Annotated in this window: 19 protein-coding genes; 13 read left to right on the forward strand and 6 right to left on the reverse strand. The window is 47.8% G+C overall.

Annotated elements, in window-relative coordinates; genetic code table 11:
* The 8 genes from HMPREF9069_RS09525 to HMPREF9069_RS02820 form a co-directional block, all read left to right on the forward strand.
* A partial coding sequence (locus tag HMPREF9069_RS09525; RefSeq protein ID WP_021625607.1) for a hypothetical protein occupies nt 1–324 on the forward strand: 324 nt, incomplete at its 5' end.
* 9 nt (nt 325–333) lie between these two features.
* Nucleotides 334–2,061 carry a hypothetical protein gene (locus HMPREF9069_RS02790; protein WP_021625608.1) on the forward strand — a complete coding sequence of 576 codons (1,728 nt, stop codon included), beginning with the start codon at nt 334–336 and terminating at the stop codon, nt 2,059–2,061.
* Between the two features lie 19 nt (nt 2,062–2,080).
* Nucleotides 2,081–2,836, forward strand: a complete 756-nt coding sequence (locus HMPREF9069_RS02795; protein WP_051317766.1) for an ABC transporter ATP-binding protein — start codon at nt 2,081–2,083, stop codon at nt 2,834–2,836.
* 6 nt (nt 2,837–2,842) lie between these two features.
* Nucleotides 2,843–5,206: an ABC transporter permease gene (locus tag HMPREF9069_RS02800; protein ID WP_232204029.1), complete on the forward strand. Its 2,364-nt coding sequence runs from the start codon at nt 2,843–2,845 to the stop codon at nt 5,204–5,206.
* A gap of 157 nt (nt 5,207–5,363) precedes the next feature.
* On the forward strand, nt 5,364–6,770 hold the full coding sequence (locus HMPREF9069_RS02805) for a cation:proton antiporter (RefSeq protein ID WP_021625611.1): 1,407 nt from the start codon (nt 5,364–5,366) through the stop codon (nt 6,768–6,770).
* Nucleotides 6,771–6,867: 97 nt separating this feature from the next.
* A complete protein-coding gene (locus tag HMPREF9069_RS02810) occupies nt 6,868–7,650 on the forward strand; it encodes a ZIP family metal transporter (RefSeq protein ID WP_021625612.1) in 783 nt (260 codons plus the stop codon).
* A 201-nt stretch (nt 7,651–7,851) separates the two neighbouring features.
* Nucleotides 7,852–8,628 (forward strand): DUF3793 family protein, encoded by a 777-nt coding sequence (locus tag HMPREF9069_RS08795; RefSeq protein ID WP_021625613.1) that lies wholly within the window; start codon nt 7,852–7,854, stop codon nt 8,626–8,628.
* A 64-nt stretch (nt 8,629–8,692) separates the two neighbouring features.
* Nucleotides 8,693–9,103, forward strand: coding sequence for a flavodoxin domain-containing protein (locus HMPREF9069_RS02820; RefSeq protein ID WP_021625614.1), 411 nt, complete (start codon nt 8,693–8,695; stop codon nt 9,101–9,103).
* Nucleotides 9,104–9,246: 143 nt separating this feature from the next.
* On the opposite strand, the gene HMPREF9069_RS02825 is transcribed toward HMPREF9069_RS02820, so the two are convergent.
* On the reverse strand, nt 9,247–9,672 hold the full coding sequence (locus tag HMPREF9069_RS02825; RefSeq protein ID WP_035438275.1) for a Fur family transcriptional regulator: 426 nt from the start codon (nt 9,670–9,672) through the stop codon (nt 9,247–9,249).
* Between the two features lie 155 nt (nt 9,673–9,827).
* Here HMPREF9069_RS02825 and HMPREF9069_RS09195 point away from each other — a divergent pair, with 155 nt between their 5' ends.
* The gene (locus HMPREF9069_RS09195) at nt 9,828–10,004 is read left to right on the forward strand and encodes a hypothetical protein (protein WP_156894146.1); all 177 of its coding nucleotides are present in this window, start codon (nt 9,828–9,830) and stop codon (nt 10,002–10,004) included.
* Nucleotides 10,004–10,354 carry a YcxB family protein gene (locus HMPREF9069_RS08800; RefSeq protein ID WP_021625617.1) on the forward strand — a complete coding sequence of 117 codons (351 nt, stop codon included), beginning with the start codon at nt 10,004–10,006 and terminating at the stop codon, nt 10,352–10,354. Before HMPREF9069_RS09195 ends, HMPREF9069_RS08800 begins: the two co-directional genes overlap by 1 nt.
* Before the next feature lie 88 nt (nt 10,355–10,442).
* Here the strand turns inward: HMPREF9069_RS08800 and HMPREF9069_RS02835 are convergent, their stop codons facing one another.
* On the reverse strand, nt 10,443–12,101 hold the full coding sequence (locus tag HMPREF9069_RS02835; protein ID WP_021625618.1) for a DUF438 domain-containing protein: 1,659 nt from the start codon (nt 12,099–12,101) through the stop codon (nt 10,443–10,445).
* A 242-nt stretch (nt 12,102–12,343) separates the two neighbouring features.
* Between HMPREF9069_RS02835 and eno the strand changes: the two genes are divergently transcribed.
* Nucleotides 12,344–13,633 carry a phosphopyruvate hydratase gene (gene eno, locus HMPREF9069_RS02840; RefSeq protein ID WP_021625619.1) on the forward strand — a complete coding sequence of 430 codons (1,290 nt, stop codon included), beginning with the start codon at nt 12,344–12,346 and terminating at the stop codon, nt 13,631–13,633.
* A 453-nt stretch (nt 13,634–14,086) separates the two neighbouring features.
* Here the strand turns inward: eno and HMPREF9069_RS09700 are convergent, their stop codons facing one another.
* Nucleotides 14,087–14,218: a hypothetical protein gene (locus HMPREF9069_RS09700; RefSeq protein WP_021625620.1), complete on the reverse strand. Its 132-nt coding sequence runs from the start codon at nt 14,216–14,218 to the stop codon at nt 14,087–14,089.
* Nucleotides 14,219–14,812: 594 nt separating this feature from the next.
* Here HMPREF9069_RS09700 and HMPREF9069_RS02845 point away from each other — a divergent pair.
* On the forward strand, nt 14,813–18,490 hold the full coding sequence (locus HMPREF9069_RS02845; RefSeq protein ID WP_051317764.1) for an LPXTG cell wall anchor domain-containing protein: 3,678 nt from the start codon (nt 14,813–14,815) through the stop codon (nt 18,488–18,490).
* A gap of 150 nt (nt 18,491–18,640) precedes the next feature.
* On the opposite strand, the gene HMPREF9069_RS02850 is transcribed toward HMPREF9069_RS02845, so the two are convergent.
* On the reverse strand, nt 18,641–19,156 hold the full coding sequence (locus HMPREF9069_RS02850) for a ferritin (protein WP_021625623.1): 516 nt from the start codon (nt 19,154–19,156) through the stop codon (nt 18,641–18,643).
* 161 nt (nt 19,157–19,317) lie between these two features.
* Here HMPREF9069_RS02850 and HMPREF9069_RS02855 point away from each other — a divergent pair, with 161 nt between their 5' ends.
* Nucleotides 19,318–20,712 carry an MATE family efflux transporter gene (locus HMPREF9069_RS02855; RefSeq protein ID WP_021625624.1) on the forward strand — a complete coding sequence of 465 codons (1,395 nt, stop codon included), beginning with the start codon at nt 19,318–19,320 and terminating at the stop codon, nt 20,710–20,712.
* A 91-nt stretch (nt 20,713–20,803) separates the two neighbouring features.
* Here HMPREF9069_RS02855 and HMPREF9069_RS02860 read toward each other — a convergent pair whose 3' ends face one another.
* Together HMPREF9069_RS02860 and HMPREF9069_RS02865 are read right to left on the reverse strand one after the other, a co-directional pair.
* Nucleotides 20,804–21,730 (reverse strand): putative ABC transporter permease, encoded by a 927-nt coding sequence (locus HMPREF9069_RS02860; protein ID WP_021625625.1) that lies wholly within the window; start codon nt 21,728–21,730, stop codon nt 20,804–20,806.
* 70 nt (nt 21,731–21,800) lie between these two features.
* Nucleotides 21,801–22,313: a nitroreductase family protein gene (locus HMPREF9069_RS02865; protein ID WP_021625626.1), complete on the reverse strand. Its 513-nt coding sequence runs from the start codon at nt 22,311–22,313 to the stop codon at nt 21,801–21,803.
* Nucleotides 22,314–23,034: the final 721 nt, after the last annotated feature.

The raw sequence follows: 23,034 nt of genomic DNA on the forward strand, positions 1-23,034 counted from the left end.
AACACAAATTTCAGCAAATGGCGCATATCGTGCCTCAGAGCGAAGAGGGGTCAAAAGATCGCAGGTATATTGCGCCATGTCCGGCGTGACGCGTGCCCCCACGATACACTTTTCCTATATGCCGGTTATTTTGGTGTCTATTTTATAAGGCATGCATATGAAGACTGCCGCTGGGCGGAAAAGATCTCCGTTCAAGGATTAAGAAAAAGTCTGAATGATGTTAACTCTGGTATACTTATTGAGTTAGTTCAAGGAAACTTGCGAGTGGATGAGAAACAAACTCCAATAGAGGATGACTTCTCATCCACACTCGCAGTGGAATAGGAATTGACTATGGGTAATGCCAGCAAAACAGATTCCTTTGTTGCACAAAAGCTCCAGGAAATTAAAGCGCATATCAGCTCTCGAAAAAAGACAGCTACCGCTGCAGCCGTGCTCGTAGCAATGGGCCTAGCGGGCACGCTTGTAGTTCAATCGCCTCAATTCAAATCTGTTCAGGCGCAGGAAGGAAGGCCTGCTACCACTTTGAGCGCCAAGCAAAACAATACCAAGCAAAATACCGTTGCCGCCCAAGCTGACTTTTCACAAGCTGCAATACCTCAGGAAAAGTCCGAAACCGTAACTGTTCAAGCGGCCCCTGATGGCAGTTTTCACGATACACGTGTAGCGGTTCAGCTCACCAATCCCAGCGGTGCAAAAACACTGCGCGACCAGTCAAATCTTTCTGAACTCGAAGAGGATGAAACTAACGCTCAGCCTACAAAAACAGCTCAAGGACTGCTGTGGTCAAGTACGGAATCTACCCTCAATTACAAAGGTAAATCCACACAGAAACTGCCCTTTGCTCTGCAGATTAGTTACGAGCTTGATGGCAAGACAATCACCGCCGATCAACTTGTTGGCAAAAGCGGTCGCGTCAAGATTCACTATCAATTTGAAAATCTCACAAGTAAAGATCCAAAGCAGTGCGTGCCTTTTGTTGCGCTTTCTGCTCTTATGCTTGATGGCGAGAAGTTTAGCAATGTGCAGGTCAGCAATGGTAAGTCCATGGATATGAACGAGCGTGTTGTGGTACTTGGATATGCAATGCCCGGTTTGCAGGAAGGCCTTAATCTCGACAGAGATAAGCAGGACATCCCCTCGTCGTTTACCATCGAAGCTGATGTTAAAGATTTTGCACTTGATGCTGCGGTGACATTGGTTTCAACTGATGCCCTCAACGATTTCAAGTTTGAATTTGGTGAAGATGCAAGTGGCTCGATGGACAAACTCAAAGATGCTAGCTCGCAGCTTACATCTGGCTCGCAGTCACTTGCTGATGGTATGGATAAGTTAAGTTCAGGTGCGGGCACCTTGTCTGATGCCATAGCAACAGTCCAAACTGGTGCATCCCAACTCTCGGAAGGCGTGAGTGCTTATACGAATGGCGTTGACCAAGCAGCTACGGGGGCCACGGCCTTACAGGGTGCACTAGATGCTGCGGCAGGGGAGGCACAGTCCCAGGCAGCAGTGGCTCAGGACACTCTTTCTCAGCTGCAAACGCAGTATGCAGCAGCTTATGAAGCAGTTCTTGCTGACCCGACCCCTGAAAACCTTGCTGCATTAAATGAGATTGTCCAGGCGCTTGCTCATACGTCAAGTATCGCTGGTCAGGCGGCGGGTGCAGCAGCAGCTTTACAAAGCGACCAGCTTACTCAGGGTATTTCTTCATTGAGCACGGGTCTGGCTGGACTCAGCGATAACAGTAAACATCTCAAAGATGGTGTATCCCAGTTGAGCGATGGTCTTTCCCAGTTGAGTGATGCGAGTAGCAAGCTTGCAAAAGGTGCTGACAAGGCAGCAGAAGGATCCACCGCGCTTGCTGAGGGTTTCTCGCAGCTTGACAGGCAGGGCATTCAGCGTATTGTCAGCCTCTATGAGGACGATATCATTGGCCTTCGTGATCGCATAAAGTCGCTGCAGGTAGCAGGAAAACGCTATGACAATTTCAGTGGAATTGAGGCTGGCACCAAAGGCAGTGTGCGCTTTGTAATCAAGACTGCAGCCATTGGCCTAGATTAGCAAGACGATGGGAAACAATATGTTTGACCAGGTAATTACCAAAAATCAGCCATCTTTAATTACGTCTCCCACAGATGTATATGTGAGTGTCTCGCGCTTGTTTAAGTCCTACGGTACGGGCGATGCGCATATCACCGTTCTCGATGGCATCGAGACAAACATAAACAAAGGTGAGATGTGTGTTTTGCTGGGTCCATCGGGCTCGGGAAAGTCAACTTTTCTCAATCTGTTGGGAGGCCTTGAGCAAGCAGATCACGGAAGCATTCGTATTGCTCATACGGATATTTGTCAGCTCAATAGGCGAGATCTTATTGAATATCGCCGCCGTGAGCTGGGATTTGTTTTTCAGTTTTACAATCTGCTGCCAGACTTGACGATTCGCGAAAATGTCGAAGTTTGTGCGCATCTTAGCAAAAATCCGTTGCCTGTAGACGATTTGCTTGACCGCTTGGGTATTACAGCGCAGGCAAAGAAATTCCCACGTCAGGTATCGGGTGGACAGCAACAGCGTTGCGCAATTGCTCGTGCGCTTGCCAAACGTCCGGGTTTGCTGCTTTGCGATGAGCCTACGGGTGCTCTCGATTACGAAACCTCCCTTGATGTGCTTGACGTGCTTGAACGTGTGAACAAAGAGTTTGGTGTGACGATGGTTATCGTGACTCATAATGATGCAATCGCGCAGATGTCGCATCGCGTTATGCGCCTGCGTGAGGGCGTCTTTGTGCAAGACGAGCTCAATACTCAACGTTTGCATGCTTACGATTTGAGCTGGTAGATGCCTATGTCTCCCTTGATGCACCGTATTATGCGACAACTCAAAAATAACTTTGGTAAGTATCTTGGACTCTTCCTGATGATTGCGTTTATGATTGCGTATATCTCGGGCTTTTTGACTGCGGCAGATTCCATTCATAGGCAGCTTGCTGAATTGCCTGATCGCTACCATTTGGAAGACGGGCGTTTTACCGTAACGCATAAGTTAGATGAGCGCCAGATTGATGCTGCCGAAAAAGGTCGTTTTTCTTGGCTGGATCGCTTGACCTTATCGTTGGCGGATGAAGACACCAATCTCGATAATTATGAGCAGCTTACGGTTTATCCGCTGTTTAGCCACGATCTTAAAGCAACCATTCCAAATGACCCCGTCAACAATAAGCGTCCTATTAACATGCGCATTTATGCTGCGCGTGACAAGATTAATTTGCCACAGATTCATGCGGGGACATTGCCCAAGGCAGATGATGAGATTGCCATCGATGTTACATTTGCGCGTAATCATCAACTCAGGCCTGGCGATAGTTTTGATCTTGCGGGGCACAAGCTGCAGGTGAGCGGCACAGTGACACTGCCTGATTACACTACACTTTTTGAGAAAAACTCCGACTTTGTGATGGATGACTTTACGTTTTGTGTGGGTGTGCTTACGCCACAGGGTTACGCGGCTTTTGCAGATCAGCCCGAGACCTATAGTTACGCTTATAAATTTGATACGGCACAACTCGATTTGGCACAGCGTACAACTGCCGAACGAAACTTGCTGCGCGCTCTATCACTCGCAGATGCTCGTGTTACTGACCTTGTGGACGTTAACTCCAACCAAGCTGTGAATTTTGCCCCTAAGGATACCGAGGGTGACTCCCAAATGTGGCAGGTTTTTTACTACATCATTGTGATAGTTATGGCATTCATTTTTGTGGTACTTACGGGCGCTAGTATCGAAGCTGAATCTCCCGTCATTGGTACTTTGTTGGCATCGGGCTACAAACGCAGCGAACTCATGCGCCACTACGTTATTTTGCCCATGCTAGTTGCCATCGCTGCAGCTATTGTGGGGAATTTAACTCAGTCTGTCTTTATCCAATTTACTTATGACACCTATAGCAAAAGTTATAGTCTGCTGCCCTTTGAACTGAGGGCTAATCCAGGGATTTTCTTCCAGGTGACGGTAATTCCGGTGCTGTTGCTTTTCATTATTACGGTGCTTGGTCTAGCTTCAAAACTCAAATACACGCCACTAGCCTTTTTGCGGCACGAAGCTACGCGTACCCGTCGAGGTCATGGTTGGCCTCTGCCTGCAAGTTGGCCTTTCTTTAGTCGTCTGCGTCTGCGTGTGCTATTCAATAATATTGGCAGTGCATTCACAATCTTTTTTGGCATCTTTGCGACAGGAATTTTGCTGGTTATGGGCCTAGGTATGATGCCGATTATCGAGCACATGGCAGGAAAGATGGTCGATGCCGTACCAGCTAACCATGTTTATACTCTGCGTCGTTCTGTAGAGTTGCCCGCTGAGGACGCCGCGCTGGCATACCAAGCAGAAAAAGTTGAGTTTGCAACCCTTCAGGTCTCCAAAAAATGGAATTGGGGTCCGATGGATATTACGACCTACGGCATTGATGAGCAGGGTTCTTATTGGAAGGATTTTGATGTACGTGATGGAAAAGTTGTTATCGGCGGTGGGTTAGCGCAAAAGTCTGACCTTGCTGTGGGTAGCACGCTTGCGTTGCGTGATGCTTATCATGACAAGAATTTCTCGGTAGTTGTTTCAGCAATTAGTGATAATAAAATTGATACGAATGTATATATGAGTCGCGAAAAGCTCAATGAACTGCTTGGAAACAAGGCAACAGATTTCAATGGATGGGTATCCGATAAAGAACTACATTTTGACAAACATGATGTGTTAAGTGATTTAACCCCAGACGATGCGGGCAAGATGGCAGATCAACTGCGCGAATCGATGGGCGGTATGATGGGCTTGATTATGTCAGCGGCACTTATCATTTATGCCATCGTAATTTATTTGTTGTCAAAAACGGTGCTTGAGCGTAGTTCACGTGCAATTTCTCAACTCAAGGTATTTGGTTACCGCGGTGGTGAACTTAGTCGTGTGTATATCCATGCCATCACCTTGTGCGTGATTTTGTCACTGATATTGACAGTTCCTGTGATAAAGCTTGCCTTTACAGGGATTTGTGAACTGCTCTTTATGGATTACGATCTTATGCCCGAGATTGTTTTGCCGCCAACGCTGTATGCACAGTACATACTCATTGGCCTTAGCTGTTATGCGGTGGTAGCAATTGCCAATCATGTACATTTGTCGCGCGTGTCGCTGGCTGTTGCACTCAAGAGCCAGGAGTAAAACACGTAGCTTCGAGGCCTGCGTTGTGAGTTTCTGAGGAGCTGTTTTTAGCGGCTTTTGTGTGGGAACGTGCACGCGCGAAAGTATATTCATGGCAGTAAATTGCGGCAAAGGCTAAAATAGCGTGCTATTCGATTCATCAATCCAAGGGGGACTTATGCTGACGACCCTCTTTCTTCTTTCGGTTGCTTTGCTTGTAGCGTTTCTTGCGCCGATTGTTGCGAGCATTATTCCTGGGCGAGCAGTGCCTGAGGTTGTGATTTTGGTATTTGCAGGTGCCATTTTGGGCAGATGGCTACCGATTGCAAACGATACAGGTATGGAATTTATTTCCGAACTTGGGATGGCATTTCTCTTTTTGATGGCGGGTTTTGAAATCGAGCCAACAAAAATGTCGGGGAAAATGACTCGTCATGCCATGCTTTCATGGCTGGTATCTTTGGGATTGGCGCTGCTCTTTATTCAAGGGATTTCCTCTGCACGTTTTTCGGGAGTTGCTGGCTATGCCTTTGCAATTGCACTAACTACCACGGCATATGGCACACTTGCGCCTATCATGCGCGAACGTGGGCTGCTTGGCACGCGCGTGGGGCAGGTGGTAACGGTATATGGTGCGCTTGGCGAAGTATTGCCTATTGTTGCGATGGCTTTTTTGCTGTCAACCCGTGATCATGTGGAGACCAGCGTACTACTGCTGTTTTTTATAGTGATGTGCTTGTTAATCGCGACTTTTCCTCTGCGCGCAAGAAAGCTTGGTGGCAAATTACAGACTTTTTTGCGAAGCAATGCAGCAGATAGTACCGAGGCAGCTGTACGCGCCGTTACTTTGCTTTTGGTATTCCTTGTATTTTCGGCAGAGCGCTTGGGCTTTGATGCAGCGCTAGGGGCGTTTGCAGCAGGTTTTACTTTGCGCGGTCTACTGCCTACGGGCAACGATCATCTTGAGTTGCGCTTGCGTGCGATTGCGAGTGGCTTTTTGGTACCAGTGTTTTTCTTTGTGTCCGGTGCAGCGATTGATTTGACTGCGGCATTTGCAGATTTGAGACTGCTTTTTGGCTTCATTGCTTTGCTTGTGCTGGTGCGTGGAGTGGTAGTAGGAATCTCTCTGAATATGTGTTCCGAAACGCGTTCAATGAGCTGGCAAGAAAAGTTTTCCGCTGCGGCATACTGCACGATGGCTTTGCCTTTAGTGGTTGCGGTTACACGAGCTGCAGTAAATAGTGGTGCAATGGGGGTTTCTGAAGCATCGGTGTTGGTCACTGCGGGCGCGTTGACGGTGCTGCTGATACCAATTCTTACCTCGCTGGTGCGCGTTACCAGCGCGACCCATCCCGTGGAAGCAGCTCGTGAAATTGCAGCTCACGAGCCTGTTTGGGAAGTTATTGAGCAGCACCGTTTGGAGTTACGACGAGAAGAACAGCGTCTGCGAGAGTTGCGTCGCCATGCACGCAAACATAAGATTTCTTCGACTGATTATTTGGCAACTGGTCATTTGCATAGGGATAAGCAGTTTGGCGAAAATGCTCGCCACAAATCACATTCACAACGAACAAATTCAGACTAATTTGCAATCGAGCGTAAAGCTCCAAAGCACGTGGGTATACTTTCGCTTGGATTATTAGCGAGGGTTTGTCCTCGTTTTGCTACGGAGGCTTTCTTCTATGAACTACGCAATTGTTATTGGATTGCTCATTCCCTTTTTAGGTACATCGCTGGGTGCAGCATGCGTCTTTTTTATGCGCAACAATCTTTCCGACAATGTAGACCGAATTCTGACCGGTTTTGCTGCAGGTGTTATGGTTGCAGCATCGATTTGGTCGCTGATTATCCCTGCCATTGAGGGTTCAGCATCGTTGGGTAAATGGGCATTTTTACCGGCCTTTTTTGGCTTTTGGCTGGGTATTTTATTCTTGCTATTTTTGGATCATGCCATTCCACACCTTCATGTGCGGGCAAATGAGACAGAAGGTCCTACTTCTAATCTGCGCCGTACCACGATGATGGTGCTTGCAGTTACCATGCACAATATTCCTGAGGGAATGGCCGTTGGTGTTGTTTATGCAGGTATGGCTCTTGGTGGAGCAGGAATTACTGCCTCTGCTGCGGCCGCGCTTTCTTGGGGTATTGCAATTCAGAATTTTCCTGAAGGTGCCATTGTGTCAATGCCCTTACGTGAGGAAGGGGAGAGTAAACTCAAGTCATTTGTGCTGGGTGTGCTATCTGGCGCTGTAGAACCCATTGCTGCAGTTATTACTATTTTTGCGGCAAAACAAGTTGTTGCCATGATGCCAATCCTGCTGTCTTTTGCAGCGGGTGCCATGATGTATGTTGTGGTAGAAGAGCTAATCCCTGAAATGAGTGTGGGCAAGCACTCTAATGTTGGTGTGCTGGCATTTGCTCTAGGGTTCACTATTATGATGGCGCTTGATGTCGCTTTGGGTTAAGGCTTGAGCTACATCCCCAAATCGTCAAACCGGAGGATGAGGAGGTTAACTACTTCTCAATTTGACGATTTAAGGTCCATAAGAGTTGAGCTGTCTTTACGCAGAACAATTTAACCAGAATAACTAAGAGTTGACCCAAACAAGTAAACCATGTATAACTCTCTTGTTATAAGTAAGTATTAGCTAACAAGGGTGAGGGACATGGGAGATTCACTTTTGCTGGGGATGCGTTATCATCCTGATACGTTAGATAGTCCTGCCACCCCAAATTCTGTCTCTAACGGTGAAAACATTCATCAGTATGAACGGATTGAAGCGGCGCTTGCCCGTGAGTTAGTGGGTCGTCTAGTAGTTGGTGCTGCAGGAGTTATTTCTGGGATAAAACCAGCATCTTTAGTAAATTATGTCCCCCACGTTCTTGAATCCTATGGAATTCATCCGCGTGCAGCACGTGCAGCAGAGCGTGAAGCCATTCGCTGTTGTGCTCGAAATCTCGACCACTTTGGCTTGCGTTTGATTGTGCTGGATCGTCGTGGCGGTAGGGTAGTTCTCTTCATTTATCGTCCCTGCGCCTTAAACCAAGTACTTGCTCATTCTGATGTGCGCTCCCTGCTTACTGTCACAGGATACGATATTCGTTCTCTCGATACGGTGGTCTCCACCTTGCGGCAGCGTATGGCAAGCTACTATGGCGCAGATAGTCATCGCGTGGCAAGCTTTCCGCATGAAGTTGGTCTTTTGCTGGGTTATCCCGCTGAGGATGTTCGAGGTTTTATGGCTGGCAAAAAGGAAAGTTGCCGTGGTCCTTGGAAAGCTTATGGCGATGTAAAAGCTGCACAAACTCGCTTTCGGTATATTACCAACTGCGAGCGTCATTGCCGTGAGCGCTTTGCTGCGGGTGAGTCCTTTGCGGAATTACTTGCCCATCCAAGTGCTATGCGCATTCCCAGCCTGTCTTATAACTACAACATTTTATAAGAAATTTGGTATCAACTCGCAAATGCGATGGTACATATTGAGAGTTCTTTGATTGGAGAAACAAATGAGCAAACTGGCAGTTGTGTACTGGACAATGACTGGCAACACCGAGGCTATGGCCCAAGCTGTAGCTGATGGCGCGACTGATGCAGATATCATCGCTGTTGCTGACTTTAGTGCTGACAAAGTTGCAGATTACGATGCTTTTGCTTTTGGCTGCCCTGCGATGGGTGCTGAGGAGCTTGATACTGACGAATTTGAGCCTGTTTGGGATGAGTGCTGCTCTGAGTTTGGCGACAAGCCTGTCGGTCTGTTTGGGTCTTATGACTGGGGCACTGGCGAGTGGATGGAGACTTGGAAGTCAAATGCCGAAGAGGCTGGCGTCAAGGTAGTTGATACCGTTATCGCTAACCTCGAGCCTGATGATGATGCAATTGAGGCACTTAAGAATCTGGGTGCAAAGCTTTCGGCTTAATTGCTGCCCAGCACTGAGATAAAAAACAAATCCTGTTGATCTAAATGGCAGGTGCGTTTATGTCGCTCCTGCCATTTTGGTGAAATTATCTGCTATGTTTGCCGTACTGAGCGCAGCTGCATTGCTTGGTGTGCTGTCTTTAACTAATCCTCGTGCTTTGCCAAGCATTCTTCGCAGGTGCCATAAAATACGGTCTGCCACGGATCAATCCTAAATCCGTGCTCTTTTTCGATATGCTCACGAATCCCAGATAACTCGTCACAGTGCAGATGAATGAGCTTGCCACACTCGCGGCAAAGACAGTGAAAACATGCTGGTTCATCGTGATCGCCCTGATCACCCACGTATTCATAGCACGCAGCATGACCACGAGCATCAGGCATTTTATGTACCTTACCCTCACCCTCAAGCTGCATAAGCGTGCGATATACCGTTGCGACACTGGTAGAATAACCGTCCTCAGCAACGGTTTGGGCAAGAGTTTGGGCGGTGATATGATTGCCGGCATTCTTTCGAAGCGCAGAAAGAATTGCTTCACGTTGTTTGGTTTTGTAGTGCTGCCTTGTCATATTTGCCTTCAACTTTCTAGCTATCACACGACAAATTGTAGCGGTTAAACCACTGGATTTGAGAACGATTGCATATCGTAGCACGACACAAGATTGGTTAAACTAAAACAAGCAACTCTTTGCATAATTTGTATATGGCAAAAAAGGGAGTTCTTATGGTTAGCATCGATATGATGATTGGCCAAGAAGAAAAAGATGCACTGGTTCAGTTGGCCTTGCGTTTTCCGATATACAAAAGTCGTACGCGTAAGGTTCGTATTTTTGCTGCAGTAGTCGCAGTAGCATCATTTGTTTTGTGCTGTTGGACTACGGGTTTTGGTTCAGAGCATTAATGGCAGCTGCAACCATATTTTTTGTTTGGTATGCCGTAATAGGTTACAAGTGGGCATATAGCAGGAGTTTCAAGAAAATACAGCGTTCGATGAACGAGCGTCTTGTGTCAAACAAGCATCACTATGAACTTGATTCACAAGGTATCACTTCTACTTCTAATGTGGGTAAGACCCAAAACAACTGGGAAGCTTTTGAAGTTTGGGGCATTTATCACTCATACGTATATATTCGGCGTTTTGATGGTGGGATAGTGCTGATTGACCAACGTTTGTTGGTTGACAGCGAGCGGGAAGAGCTTTTTGACATACTAAAAGCCGCAGGCGTTTCGCGCGATTCTTATGCGAAATAACCTGCGACTAATAGCAGTGTCGAAATGTGTTGATGCCCTGCGTTTAACATCTAGCATTTAGTGTTGAACATCGAGCGTCTAGCGAGAACTACCATTCTTGGTCTTGGCGCTTCTCAAGCTCATCCATAACGACATCAGTTTTCTTGGGCGTCGGTACAAAATGCTCATGAGCGGCGGTAAGATCCTCAACAAATTCAAGTGTGCCTAGGTAGCTACCCTGCTCGTCACGAACAGCGATGTAACGGACAAGTAAATCACGACCATCGCGTTTATGCCAAACCTCAAATGAATTTTGTTTGCCCGCACGAAATTCATTAAAGAGCCAACGCACCATGCCTTCGACCTTGGGCGGGTGGCAGCTATAAACGGGACGACCCAAAGCAGTTAAGGGACGCTTAAAATCCTTAGCACCTTCGTTGAAGTAAGAATTATTGTCATCGGTATCTACAAAGCTAATCTCGCCAGGAATTGTGTTAAGCAGAGCACGAAGCTGGGCTGCTGTCATGCTGCCGCTAGGAAGTACAACTTTTTCAGTAGTAAGTTCTGCTTGTGGTGCAACAGGGCGAGCAAGTTCCCAAGCGGGTGCCTTTTCCACTAGACAGGGGGCATAGTCACCTAGGTCAAAGGCGATATTTTGCCATTCTTTCTCACTGAAGTTTGCGGCACAAATAGGAAAGAGAATATGAGCCTCTTTGTAAATCATTTCTTTTGCACGCTGCAAAACGGCACGAGTGCGGGTAATCCAGTCTACATTGGGAGTGCTCCCTGCAAGTTGTCGCAACTCATCACGAATCTCATCGTCAACAGTCCACATGACATTGGCGGGTCCTGTGACGTTGTAACGGTTTGCGAGCATGGGATACAAAAGATCGCCTTTTTTGGAATAGTGGATTGAAATGTGGCGTAGCTTTTGGATATCAGCTTGTGCTCCTACCAAATCCTGTTTATCAAGCTCATCTGAAATTTTATCAAGCAGCGCAGCAATTGCAGAGTTTTCACTCGTTAGCAGGTTAAGGGGATGCCCCGGAATAGCACTGAGCGTTGTGGCTGTGGTGATATGAGCGGTGGCTTGGGCGTGATTGCTTTTGGCTTCGTCAGAACTCCTACTGACCCTGTTGATAGCAACTTCATCTTTGTCTTTGGCAAAAGCAGCTTCAACCGCGGTGGCAGCGTTGCTCATCATGGACTTCATTGCGGCTCCGTCAATTTCTTCGCGGGTCGCACCATGAAAAAGTGCAGAATGTACATCGCAAAGGCGGGTAACCTCAGGCAGGGGAGTGCCTTCCGCAATAAGTTCTTGCTCGGCGGTCATAATTTCGCTAGCGTCGACATCGCTAAACTTTGCGGCAAAGTCTTCGCGCACGCTTTCTAGGTCTTCACCCTCAGTGAGCCTGCGAACATAGGATTTTAGTAAAGCGGAACGTTCATCGGAGTTTGGTTGGCTTTGCTTGGCAAGCAGATCGGCAGATGCTGTAAGGGAGGTTGTCTGGCTTTCTTTGACGGCTGTTTTCTGTTCGTCTTCCTGTATGACTTCAAAGCCAGACGCTTCAAGTTTGGCAACAACTTCATCTAGCTTAAACTCTTTGATAGCACAGCCCTTGGGGATAGTCATCACGCGTCCCACAGTATTGAGTGCCATAGGTTTGGCGATATCGCGAAAACCAATCTCTTGCATCACATCTCGAAGCTCAGGATAGTCCTCAACAAGATCGTGGATCGTACGGGATAGTTTGAGTTTCTTTGTCATGAGAAACCTCTCTTTAAGGTTGGATGGCCAATAGCAAACATGGTTTGCTATGTAGTGCGGTTTTATAATTCTTTGATATACCCTATGCCGGGTTCAAAGTATTCCAACGATGACTCGAAAAATAAAGTTTCCTTAATCTGACTTTTATCATGAATTTTGCATTTTTAAGTGTATGAGATGGCTAACTAATGGATAACCTACTTGGTGTGTAGGAAATATTCCACCGCGTGAAAGGGGTTCGTATGAGCAGGATCGCAAAAGTATATGGTCGCGAAGTTTTGGATTCCCGTGGCAATCCCACGGTTGAGGTTGAGGTAACTCTTGAGGATGGCAGCTTTGCTCGTGCTATCGTGCCCTCTGGCGCATCTACTGGTGAGTTTGAGGCTGTTGAGCTGCGTGATGGTGACAAGGGTCGCTATCTGGGCAAGGGTGTTTCGCAGGCTGTTGCTCATGTTAACGATGAGTGCCAGGTCATTGTGGGTATGGATGCTCGTGATCAGCGTGCTATTGATCATGCTCTGATTGCTGCTGATGGTACTCCTAACAAGGGTAAGCTCGGTGCGAATGCTATTCTAGGCTGCTCTCTTGCTGTTGCTCGCGCTGCTGCTATCTCTGCTGGTTTACCCCTGCATGAATATCTAGGTGGCGCAGGTGCTCACACTCTGCCGACCCCGATGATGAATGTACTCAACGGTGGTGTACATGCCGATAACAATGTTGACTTCCAGGAATTCATGATTATGCCCGTAGGTGCCCCGACCTTTAAGGAGGCTCTGCGCTGGTGTGCCGAGGTCTACCACACCCTTAAGAATGTTCTCAAGGAGGCTGGTCTTAATACTGGCGTTGGCGATGAGGGTGGTTTTGCCCCCGACCTCAAGACTAATGCTGAGCCCTTTGAGTACCTGATGCGCGCTGTCAAAGAGGCTGGTTTTGAGCCAGGACGCGACTTTATGTTTGCCATGGACCCCGCAACCTCTGAGGTCTATAACAAGGAAACAGGTATGTATGAGCTCAAGGGTGAGGGTCGCACGCTTACTACCGACCAGATGATCGATTACTGGGAGGAGCTTGTTGATAAGTATCCCATCATCTCCATTGAGGATGGTTTGGCCGAGGAAGATTGGGATGGCTGGGTCAAATTGACCGAGCGTCTTGGCAAGAAGGTCCAGCTTGTCGGTGATGACCTCTTTGTTACCAATACTGAGCGTCTCGAGAAGGGCATCAAGCTTGGTGCGGCAAATGCCATTCTTATCAAGGTCAACCAGATTGGCTCTTTGACCGAGACCCTTGAGGCTATCGAGATGGCAAAGCGTGCTGGTTATACCGCCGTTGTGTCCCACCGTTCTGGTGAGACCGAAGACACCACTATTGCCGACCTTGCTGTAGGCACCAATGCTGGCCAGATTAAGACCGGTGCCCCTTGCCGTACTGACCGCGTGGCCAAGTTCAACCAGCTTTTGCGCATTGAGGACAATCTAGGTGAGGCATCGGTCTACGATGGTATCAAGAGCTTCTATAACCTAGGTAAGTAAGCTAACTGGGATTGGATGTTTAACTAGAATCGGACGTTTTGCTTATGTAAGCAAAACTGTACAAACCGCGAGTACCTTTGTTGGATTCTCGCGGTTTTACTTATTTGATTTAAAAAATACCAGTTCTTCTGTGGACAAAGGCTTATTCAAGCTTTTCGAATCCTTATTCTTTGGTGTCAATTAGCACAGATGACTCATCCTTCGGCCCCCATGAGTACAGATGGTTCATTTCTCGGGTTTTTACAGAATCTTACCTGCACTTATGTGAATGGCGACTCCGAAACTTGAACCATCTGTAGTTTGAAACTGCGAAGTTTGAACCATTTGCGATTATAGTACTTTGTGGTTGTTTCTACCTCATATAAGAAATGTAATCAGATAGGCTTTTTGCCTACATTCCCGATCTGAACATTACTGAGCGCCCGATTACATTACGGTTGAACGATTGACAGTCTAGCTAGCGCTGCCATCTGCATCAGATTCTGTTTCGATTGTCATAGGAATGTCTGCAATCTTATCGATTGAGCGTAACTGTCTATCGCCAAAATCAATGTAGATGAGTCCTTCGGCTTGATCATAGGGCATTCCGGCATCATACGTATAAGCAAGATGTGCCTTGCCATCGGGGGCACCATCATTACGGTGAAGGATATAGATGTTGGGATCCTCGGTGGCTTCTACCGTGCCATTAATCTACATGGTTGCTTTTTAAGCTGTGACATTAACAGTTTTAAAAAATTATATAAACATCAGGAGTGAAACTATTTTTTGTAGTAATAACTAATGGAAATTAGTTATATAAATTTGAAAAAATTTTAAATAGTGCTGGTCACCGAACTAGACCCACCGTTTGCCGTACTTAACGGAAAAGTTAGCTTAAGGTTTGTAACTTTCTTGTTACATTTACCGCATAAGGATCTAGGGGCGATCGAGTCAGCAGAGGGCATAAATTTTTTTACATAAGTGCAGTCACTCTTTGGAGGAAATGCATCCTCCGAAGAGGTTCTGTCGTTTTACTGTTTTGACATGCTTGCCGCTAGATACAGGCCTTGAACTGCATTGATGCAAATCAGAACTGCTTGTGTGTAATGGTTAGCTTGCTTGCAAGAAGCGTCTGTACTGCAATGCGCCACGAGGCCTAAGGTCCGTTATTTGTGTTGTGTGTGGGAAGGAGAGGACGTGGGTTCATTCAGAAAGACAGCGTTCACTGCCGTTGCGACCGTCATGATTGCAACGGGAATGGGAACCACGGTTGCCTATGCTGAGCAGGCAACCCCCAACGCCCCCGTGGAGGGAGGGGTAATTACTCAGCCGACGGGCAGTGTCGCTGAAGGTGCAATTTATGCAGGCACCAGTGCACCTGCAGATAAGGCAGCACCGATTGTAGTGGCTGCTCCTGCTATAGAAGCTCCTCAAGCAACTCCCAAGGCAGACGGAGAAGAGGGCACCGAACTTGCAAAGCCCGAAGATGCTGCAACGACTCCCGAGACACCTGCTACTGATGAAGTTGAGCAAGTAAACCCCGATGACGAGGTCGCGGATAAGGCTCCTAGTGGAGAGAGATCCGACCCTGCAAATGCAAAGCTTACCAACATTGAATTCAAGCGTACTGATGCCGATGCAGCTCAGGCTACCGAGCACAAGATTTCGATGACTGATAAGCGTACGTTTGAAGTTCGCGCCAAAGTTGAGGGTATCACTGCTGAGCAACTGCAGGACATGATAGATAATGGCAAGATTAGCTACGAACTCAGTCGTACAAAGGGCATGTTCTCTGAAAAGGATTATCCCCACCAGAATCTGGGTGGCAAGCTTGAGGACTGGAAGACCGTCGCAACCAAGAAAAATGAAGCACCCATTCCTTTCTTTAAGGACATCGCCACCAGCGTCGAGATGGTTGATGGCAAGCCTGTACTGAAGTTGACCTTTGGCAACGAGTATCTTTTTGGCTATAACGGTGTTGACGTGCGTTCCCGTGCCATTGTCCGTTCTGCACTGTATGACTATACAGGTCCTTTTGACCTTAAAGTCATCTTGGAGAATGGCTCTGAAGTCAAGACGAGCGTTCAGCTACGTCCTTACGACGAGTTTATGACCCAAGAAGAACTTGATGTTGAGATGGATCGCCTTGTCAAAAAGGCAAACGCGATGGGCATTTATGCCAAGGTTGAGCAATTTGGTACTTCTGCTCAGGGCCGTCCCATGAGGGTTGTCTATGTTGCCGAAAATGCCAAAGATCTTTCTGACTATCAGGCGCTCAAGAAGCAGGCGGAAAATAATCCCGCCAGTCTCATGACCAAGATTAAGGCTGGCACCTTGAACTATAAGGTCCCCGTTATGTACTCCAACGTCCACGCTGACGAGGAGCCCGCGGTTGACGCTATCATTGCTTTCTTGCGTGACCTCACCTCGGGTAAGTCTTTGACCTATCGTCGCTTCACTGGTCTTACCGAAGAGGGTAAGAAAGAACTCAAAGATGAGATGGACGCCGATAGAACCGTTTGGTCAAAGCTTATTGAGGACAAAGCAACGGGTGTTGGTTATATTCGCGGTCAGGTTGGCGGAAGCAACGCTTCAGCCGATCTCACTGAAGAGCAGATTGCCAAGTACTATACGGTTGAGGAGAAGGAATTCAATCCCCTCGAGATACTGAAGAAGATGTTCTTCATTTTGGTACCCAGCGAAAACGTTGACGCCCGTGCGTTAAATGTGCGCACCAATGGCAACGGTTTTGACCTGAACCGCGACAATACGTATCAGACCCAGCCCGAAACTCATGCAATGAGTGGCCTTATCACAAAGTGGAATCCTATTTCCCTACATGAGTCTCACGGTTATTACAAGCAGTATCAGGTTGAGCCCTGCTCTCCCACGCATGATCCCAACAACGAGTATGACCTCTTTATTGATACTGCGTTTGCGCAGGGTGAGTACTTTGCAAGCACCTCTGTTGCAAATAATCGCACTATCAATTCTGTACAAATGCCCATGCGTGACTATCTGAAAAAGCAGGATGATGGCAGTGTCTACTGGGAAGAGCCCTTCGATGACATGTCGACGAGCTACACTCCTCAGTATGCCATGATGCACGGTACCAATGCATTCACCGTTGAGCTGCCCTATGGCAACAGCGATGGTGTTCGTGCTTTGGAGTATGGCTTCATTGGTAATGCTGAGTTTGTTTATCAGAACCGTGACAAGATGTTCTTGAACCAGCTCGAGCGCTTCCTGCGTGGTATCAACAATGTCGACGCGGCGACTATTCGCAAATACTATGTCGATCAGAAGGATACTCCTGGCGCCAATGCTGACAACTTCCGTCCTCGGAACAATGAGAACAAGAACTTCTTCCCTGAGTACTATGTCATCCCCATGGATGTTAAAAACCAGCACGATCGCGTTTCCGCTGCTGAAACCATTAAGTTCTTGCTGCACAACGGCGTGAAGGTTTCTCAGCTCACCCGCGATGTCACCTTTAGGGGCAAGACTTTCAAGGCTGGCACCTATGTGGTGGATATGCACCAAGCAAAGCGCAACATGGCCAACTGCGCCCTGTACCCCAACCTCGTGATTGCTGACTGGGATCAGTACTCTCTGTATAGCGAACCATTGACGAATTTTGCTGCCCTGCGCGGTTATGACATGGCGACTATTCGTACCAAGGACGTCTTTAAGGGTGCTCTGAAGCAGATTGACAAGGCTCCCAATCCCAAGACCTATACCGAAGGCAAGGGTTGCGTTACCATCATTAAGAACAACAGCCTAGATTCCGTCCGTGCTATCAATGATTTGCTCCGTCAGGGCAAAAAAGTTGGTCTTATCACTGAGGGTGAGCACGAGGGAAGTTATGTTGTGAGTACGGGTGACTTCCTGTCAATCAAGGATCGTTATTGCCTCCGCGCCATTCAGGGCAAGAAGACCCCCAAGGCTCAGCTCATTAAGAACAACCTGAAGCTATATGTGCCTGTAGCTTATGGTGAGTTTGTTAATGACACTCAGGGCAAACCTGTTGGTATGAAAAACTATAAGAACCGTCTGAACACTAACGGCAACTGGGACTTCTTTGCGCTGGCAAAGCAGCTTGGTTTTACGTTGACTGACAAGCTTGACGAAGCTGACATGATTGTTGGTAGTCAGTATCCTGCCAACTCTGATGCAATCGCAGCGGCCATCAAGGCAGGCAAACCGTACGTAGGTTACACCGCTGACGCCCTTGAGTTCGTCAGGGATACCCTCATCAATAGCCTGAACTTCATGGGTCAGGGCACTTGGCTGGGTTATGATGCGTTGACCACAGTTGAGTTCCCCGAGAAGGACCTCATTACGGCTACCTATCGTATTGAGGGCGACAATATCATGTACGGCTTTGGTGGTGGCTACTTTATTAGCATCCCCAAGGGCGCCAAGGTCCTCATCAAGACCACCAATGATCGTCCGATTGAGGGCTTTATGACTGAGGATTTCATCGAGCAGTATAAGGGTCAAATTCAGGCAATTAGCTTGCTTGAAGATGGCATGGATATGATTCTGTTTGCCAATACCTTGACAAACAAGGCTCATCAGCAGGATGACTATCGTTATCTGACAGCATCCATCTACAGCCGCATGCTTCATGCTATGTTCCCGACTTTGACCTGCCCATTTGAGCCTCAGGCCAAGCCCGAACCCAAGCATCAGGGTCAGCCCAAGGTCGAAAAGACGCTGACAATCAAGAAGGCCGCACACTTCAAGTCCAGCGCTGCTCTGCCTCAGACTGGCGACAACTCCTTTGCCCTTGGCGGGCTCGCAGGCGTTGGTTTTGCAATGGTCGGTGCTGGTACCGCTATGTTGATGATTCGTCGTCGTGAGCAGAATTAACGCTTCGGCACTGCGTACTACAGATGCTGTGAGTATGTAGCTCTGCTTGGCCGTGTATGAAAAAAGCCTAGGAAGTCGATGTGACTTCCTAGGCTTTGCTTGTGAATAAGCAGTTTACGTGTGCCGCGTGTAATCGCGCGTAATTAAAACTTACATCGGGAGATTGGGGGCGGTGAAAACCCTAGTCTGGTACTCGCGATCCAGCGCAAAGAGACCCTGTGGCGTGGTACCGAAGAGCTTCATGTTGGAAATCATCTCGGCAGCATTAGCCTCTTCCTCACCCTGCTCTTTGATAAACCAGTCAAGCATCTGCATCGTGCGGAAGTCATTGACCTCTTTGGCAGTGGCATAGCAGTCATTGACAAGTGAGGTGACATATTCTTCGTGCTTGAGACCTTCTTCTAGCGGCTCGAGATCATTCTTAAATACCTTGGTAGGCTCCTCAAGAGCAAGCATCTTGACATTTACACCGTTATCAAGGAGGTAACGGCGCAAAATCTTGGCGTGAGCAACTTCTTCTTGAACCTGAATCATGTACCAGTTGGCAAAACCCTTAAGACCGCGCATCTCATAATAATCTGCGAAAGTCAGGTAGTAATACGCCGACCATAGCTCCCTGTTGATTTGATAATTGAGTTTCTCGGCAACCTTTGCATCGAGTGCCATAGCAATCCTTTCCTTGTGATGGGTGCATTACTGAATACCTATTTGATATACCCTGCATGCCTTTAAGATTTCTCCAGATTTTTGAACTAAATATTTTGTCGATTTTTTTATAACTTGTACAGAGCTGAGGTACAACGGTATAGAGACAAAAAAGAACGGAGATGGCTGGCGTGACGGTAAGTAGTCCAACATTACAGGCGGACGAGGAAGCAACACAGCGCAAGCGAGAAGAGATGCTCACTCAGCCCATAGGTCCCCTTATCTTGCGCCTAGGTGCACCATCAGTGATTGCCAACATCGTAACAACCATTTATAACCTTGCAGATTCATTTTTTATCGGACAGATTTCGACTGCCGCAGAGGGCGCTGTGGGCGTGGCATTTTTTGTTATGACCCTTATCCAAGGTATTGGGTTTTATTTTGGTCAGGGTACGGGCAACGCATTGGGGCGCTACCTTGGCAAAGATGAGCGCGAACAGGCGCAGCGTATGGCGACAGCGGGGCTTGCGCTGTCATTTGGTTTTGGTGTGATTCTTGCTGTGGTTGGGACGATTTTACTTGAACCCATATGTCGTCTAGCAGGGGCGACTGAGACCATATTGCCGCACGCAAAAGCATATATGTCCCTCATATTGATTGGCGCACCATGGATGGCAGCCTCGCTGACAGCAAACTTTCAGCTGCGTATGGAAGGCGAATCGTTCTGGTCGATGGTGGCCTTAGTTACGGGAGCTGTATTGGATTTTTTGCTCGATCCGATTTTTATTTTTGTGTTGCATATGGATATTGCTGGTGCAGCCTTGGCGACGATTATCTGTGAATTGATTAGCTTTTTGATGATTGTGATTTCGTCGCAAAAATTGAGTGTGGCACCGTACGACTTTAGGCTGCTTAAGATTGATGGCAATTTGTTGCGAGAAATCAATAACGGAGGTTTGCCTTCACTTGCGCGCCAGATGGTATCGGGCGTGGCGACAGTGGCACTCAATCATGCTGCACGGCCTTTTGGTGATGCGGCAATTGCGGCGATGGCTATTGTGTCACGCGTTTCAAGTGTGGGCAATTATGTGCAGATTGGTATTGGCCAGGGTTTTCAGTCGCTATGCGGTTACAACTATGGGGCAGGCAGAGGAGACCGTGTACGCAAAGGTTATTTCTTTGCGGTGCGTGCCTGCATAATTGCAGTTGCTGCGGTGAGTGCGATGGTGTTTGTTTTTGCGCCACAGATTGCAGCTGCCATGCGTAACGATCCTGAAGTGATTGCAATTGCAACGGTAGCTTTGCGTTTTCAAGCAGTAACTTTGCCGATTACCGGTATTGCAATGATTACGAATTTTATGTTGCAAACGACAGGACGTATGTGGCGCGCTCTGTTCTTGGGTTTGGCGCGTTTGGGCATTGTGCTGGCTCCCATGGTTACCCTGCTGCCGTTGGTATTTGGTCTGTTAGGTGTTGAAATGGCGCAGTCAGCTGCAGATTTGGTGACGGTATGTATTGCCGTCCCGATGGCTCGGGTAGCGCTGCGTGAGGTGGGTGTGGTGCAGCCAGTAGAGTAAAACTCGTAGCGCGAGGCTCTGCTTGTCAAAAGGGTGTGCGCTACGCAAGACGATAGCTGCATATTTATCTTTGCTAGCCTGCGGGCTGCGGCTAATTTGCTTCTAGATTTTGGAAGCGGTTTGCAATGAATTCATCGGTATAGTGCGTGTCTACCCAAACTTCAAAAGCATTTGCAGGTGGAATCCCCATTTCGCGCGAGACCTTGCGATCAAAACAAAATATAGTCATCCAAATGTCAAGGCTGAGATAGGTTGCCAAGAGCACGATAAAGACGAACTGCCGCTTTGAGTGAAAAATGCCAATGCCGTAGAGCAAGTTTGGCATGATGGTGCGCGTCCAGATGAGGCCAAGCAGACCCCAGATAACAAGAAAACGCCAGGCCACATAGGGTGTGATGTGGTCAGGAAGGTAGATATAGGTCCAGGAGTGTGCGTGGATGAGATGCTCCATGCCCCAGCCAGTGATTTGCTCGAGCGTGCCGCCGACAACGGCTCCCGAGAGGAATATCTGTAGATCATTGGCGTGGTGACGACGTAGGAAATATGCGTTGAAAGTTAGCAACACCGCGCCAAAGCCATAGAGCGGTGAAAACGGTCCCCATACGAGACCAGCACGATTTTGAGTGAGACCAGCTGTAATGAGCATCCAAATTTCTTCCAATACCAGCCCCAAAATGCTGCACAGGAAGAAAATCATGATGACTTGCCACCAACCGATGGGTGTGGCATCAAGAAACTCCTCGCGCAGCTTGCGCACAACATCATTTACGCGGCGGCGCTGCTCGCGCGAAAGGCGAGGGTTTCTGAGGGTATAGAGCGTATTACGAGTGCCGCGCGCTCGTCTCCAAGCGCGCGCTGTGGCAATCTGGATTTGAATGTCTTCATCAAGCTTTTTGTTGGCGCTTAGGCGGTCAAGCTCTTTGCCGCCGCCGAGCCAGTTCCAAAAGTTGCGAATAATCCAAGCAATTAGCCTGAGGACCTCAAGTAAAACAATGAGGCCGATGATAGTCCAAAGCACGGCCTCTCCTTACTTTTTGGTCTTGGGCATTTGGATGTTGTGCATGTTGTGTTATGGCGCGCTTGTGTTACTAGAGATAGGTAACCGTTTCAGACAGTGGCTTGCGTGACTCATGATTTTTGAGAGGCGTGCCGTTGGCTGCAGCATGTCCTAAATCAAGCAGAGCCACAGGCACTTGCTGCTTGGGCAAGTCAAAAATCTGCTGGGCTTGCTCAGGGTTAAAGAAATTAATCCAGCAGCTACCCAAACCTTCGTTTGCTGCAGCAAGCATCATATGTGTGGTCACGATTGCTACATCCTCCGCCCCTGAATCCTTGGGGCTTTGAGGATAGTGGAAGACAGCGTCGGCGTCGTAACACACTATCAAGACGATAGGGGCACCGTACCTGCAAGGTGTTATTTCATCTATTTTGGCGAGGGCGTCAGAGCTCTTGAGCACATAGATACGCTGCGGCTGACTGTTTTTTGCAGTAGGTGCAAGACGACCTGCCTCAAGAACAGCTGCAAGTTGCTGGTCATCGATTGGGGTGTCGGTGTATGCCTTGCAAGAGTAGCGAGCTTGTACGAGTGAAAGAAAGTCCATAATGCATCTCCTTTTTGCTGCTGTAGTTAGCTTAGCAAATTGGGGTGATATGTCTGTTGTTTGATAAGAAAAAGTGCAGGAAGGATAGGGGAGAGGTAATGAAGAGGTGTATTAGCGAAAGACTGACCATTTGTAGGAGAGCTCTCATTATGAAAGCTCTCCTCAATTTTATGGAACAACTCTCCATATGAAAGCTCTCCTCAATTCCTACTAATTTCTGGGAATTATGCTTGACAGCAATAAGTAATCCATGTATAACTTTTATTGTCAAAAACGAAAGGGGGCCGAGATGATTCAAGCAGTAATTTTTGCAGTAGCTGTAAGCGTCTTGGGCCTCGCGATTCAGAATTTTCTTCTGAGACGAGTTGTTTAAACCTGGCCGAGGCTGTGGACCCTCTCCCCACAGCGATAAGCCCTTCATAACCGCCGACGTTCCCCCTTTCTTGCGTCGGCGGTTTTATTTTTGCTGAGGCTTTGGGATATAGGCAAAAAATGTGTCTGACTGTATTTTTTATATATGGCAGATAAGAAAATCTATCTCGGAGCAGCAGCTGTTAAGTATTTCGCCAAGGAAGTTGCCGCTTATAAATATAGTAAGAATATCAGAGGATAGCTACCCCTATTCGCTCTGAGGGTCGATGTGCGCCATTGCCCTGTTTTTGAGTCTCAGTGTTTTCGCTGGTAAAAGACTTATTTTGAAAGGCAGCTATTTTCCCGTGTT

Origin of the sequence: Atopobium sp. oral taxon 810 str. F0209, assembly GCF_000466405.1 — a bacterium.
GTDB lineage: Bacteria > Actinomycetota > Coriobacteriia > Coriobacteriales > Atopobiaceae > Olegusella.

Coding starts and splice junctions, on each gene's coding strand:
- HMPREF9069_RS02810 (WP_021625612.1), top strand. CDS start 6,868: ATGAACTACGCAATTGTTATTGGATTGCTCATTCCCTTTTTAGGTACA.
- HMPREF9069_RS02855 (WP_021625624.1), top strand. CDS start 19,318: ATGGCTGGCGTGACGGTAAGTAGTCCAACATTACAGGCGGACGAGGAA.
- HMPREF9069_RS02800 (WP_232204029.1), top strand. CDS start 2,843: ATGTCTCCCTTGATGCACCGTATTATGCGACAACTCAAAAATAACTTT.
- HMPREF9069_RS09195 (WP_156894146.1), top strand. CDS start 9,828: ATGGTTAGCATCGATATGATGATTGGCCAAGAAGAAAAAGATGCACTG.
- HMPREF9069_RS09700 (WP_021625620.1), bottom strand. CDS start 14,218: ATGCCCTATGATCAAGCCGAAGGACTCATCTACATTGATTTTGGCGAT.
- HMPREF9069_RS02825 (WP_035438275.1), bottom strand. CDS start 9,672: ATGACAAGGCAGCACTACAAAACCAAACAACGTGAAGCAATTCTTTCT.
- HMPREF9069_RS02835 (WP_021625618.1), bottom strand. CDS start 12,101: ATGACAAAGAAACTCAAACTATCCCGTACGATCCACGATCTTGTTGAG.
- HMPREF9069_RS02790 (WP_021625608.1), top strand. CDS start 334: ATGGGTAATGCCAGCAAAACAGATTCCTTTGTTGCACAAAAGCTCCAG.
- HMPREF9069_RS08795 (WP_021625613.1), top strand. CDS start 7,852: ATGGGAGATTCACTTTTGCTGGGGATGCGTTATCATCCTGATACGTTA.
- HMPREF9069_RS02865 (WP_021625626.1), bottom strand. CDS start 22,313: ATGGACTTTCTTTCACTCGTACAAGCTCGCTACTCTTGCAAGGCATAC.
- eno (WP_021625619.1), top strand. CDS start 12,344: ATGAGCAGGATCGCAAAAGTATATGGTCGCGAAGTTTTGGATTCCCGT.
- HMPREF9069_RS02850 (WP_021625623.1), bottom strand. CDS start 19,156: ATGGCACTCGATGCAAAGGTTGCCGAGAAACTCAATTATCAAATCAAC.
- HMPREF9069_RS08800 (WP_021625617.1), top strand. CDS start 10,004: ATGGCAGCTGCAACCATATTTTTTGTTTGGTATGCCGTAATAGGTTAC.
- HMPREF9069_RS02805 (WP_021625611.1), top strand. CDS start 5,364: ATGCTGACGACCCTCTTTCTTCTTTCGGTTGCTTTGCTTGTAGCGTTT.
- HMPREF9069_RS02795 (WP_051317766.1), top strand. CDS start 2,081: ATGTTTGACCAGGTAATTACCAAAAATCAGCCATCTTTAATTACGTCT.
- HMPREF9069_RS02820 (WP_021625614.1), top strand. CDS start 8,693: ATGAGCAAACTGGCAGTTGTGTACTGGACAATGACTGGCAACACCGAG.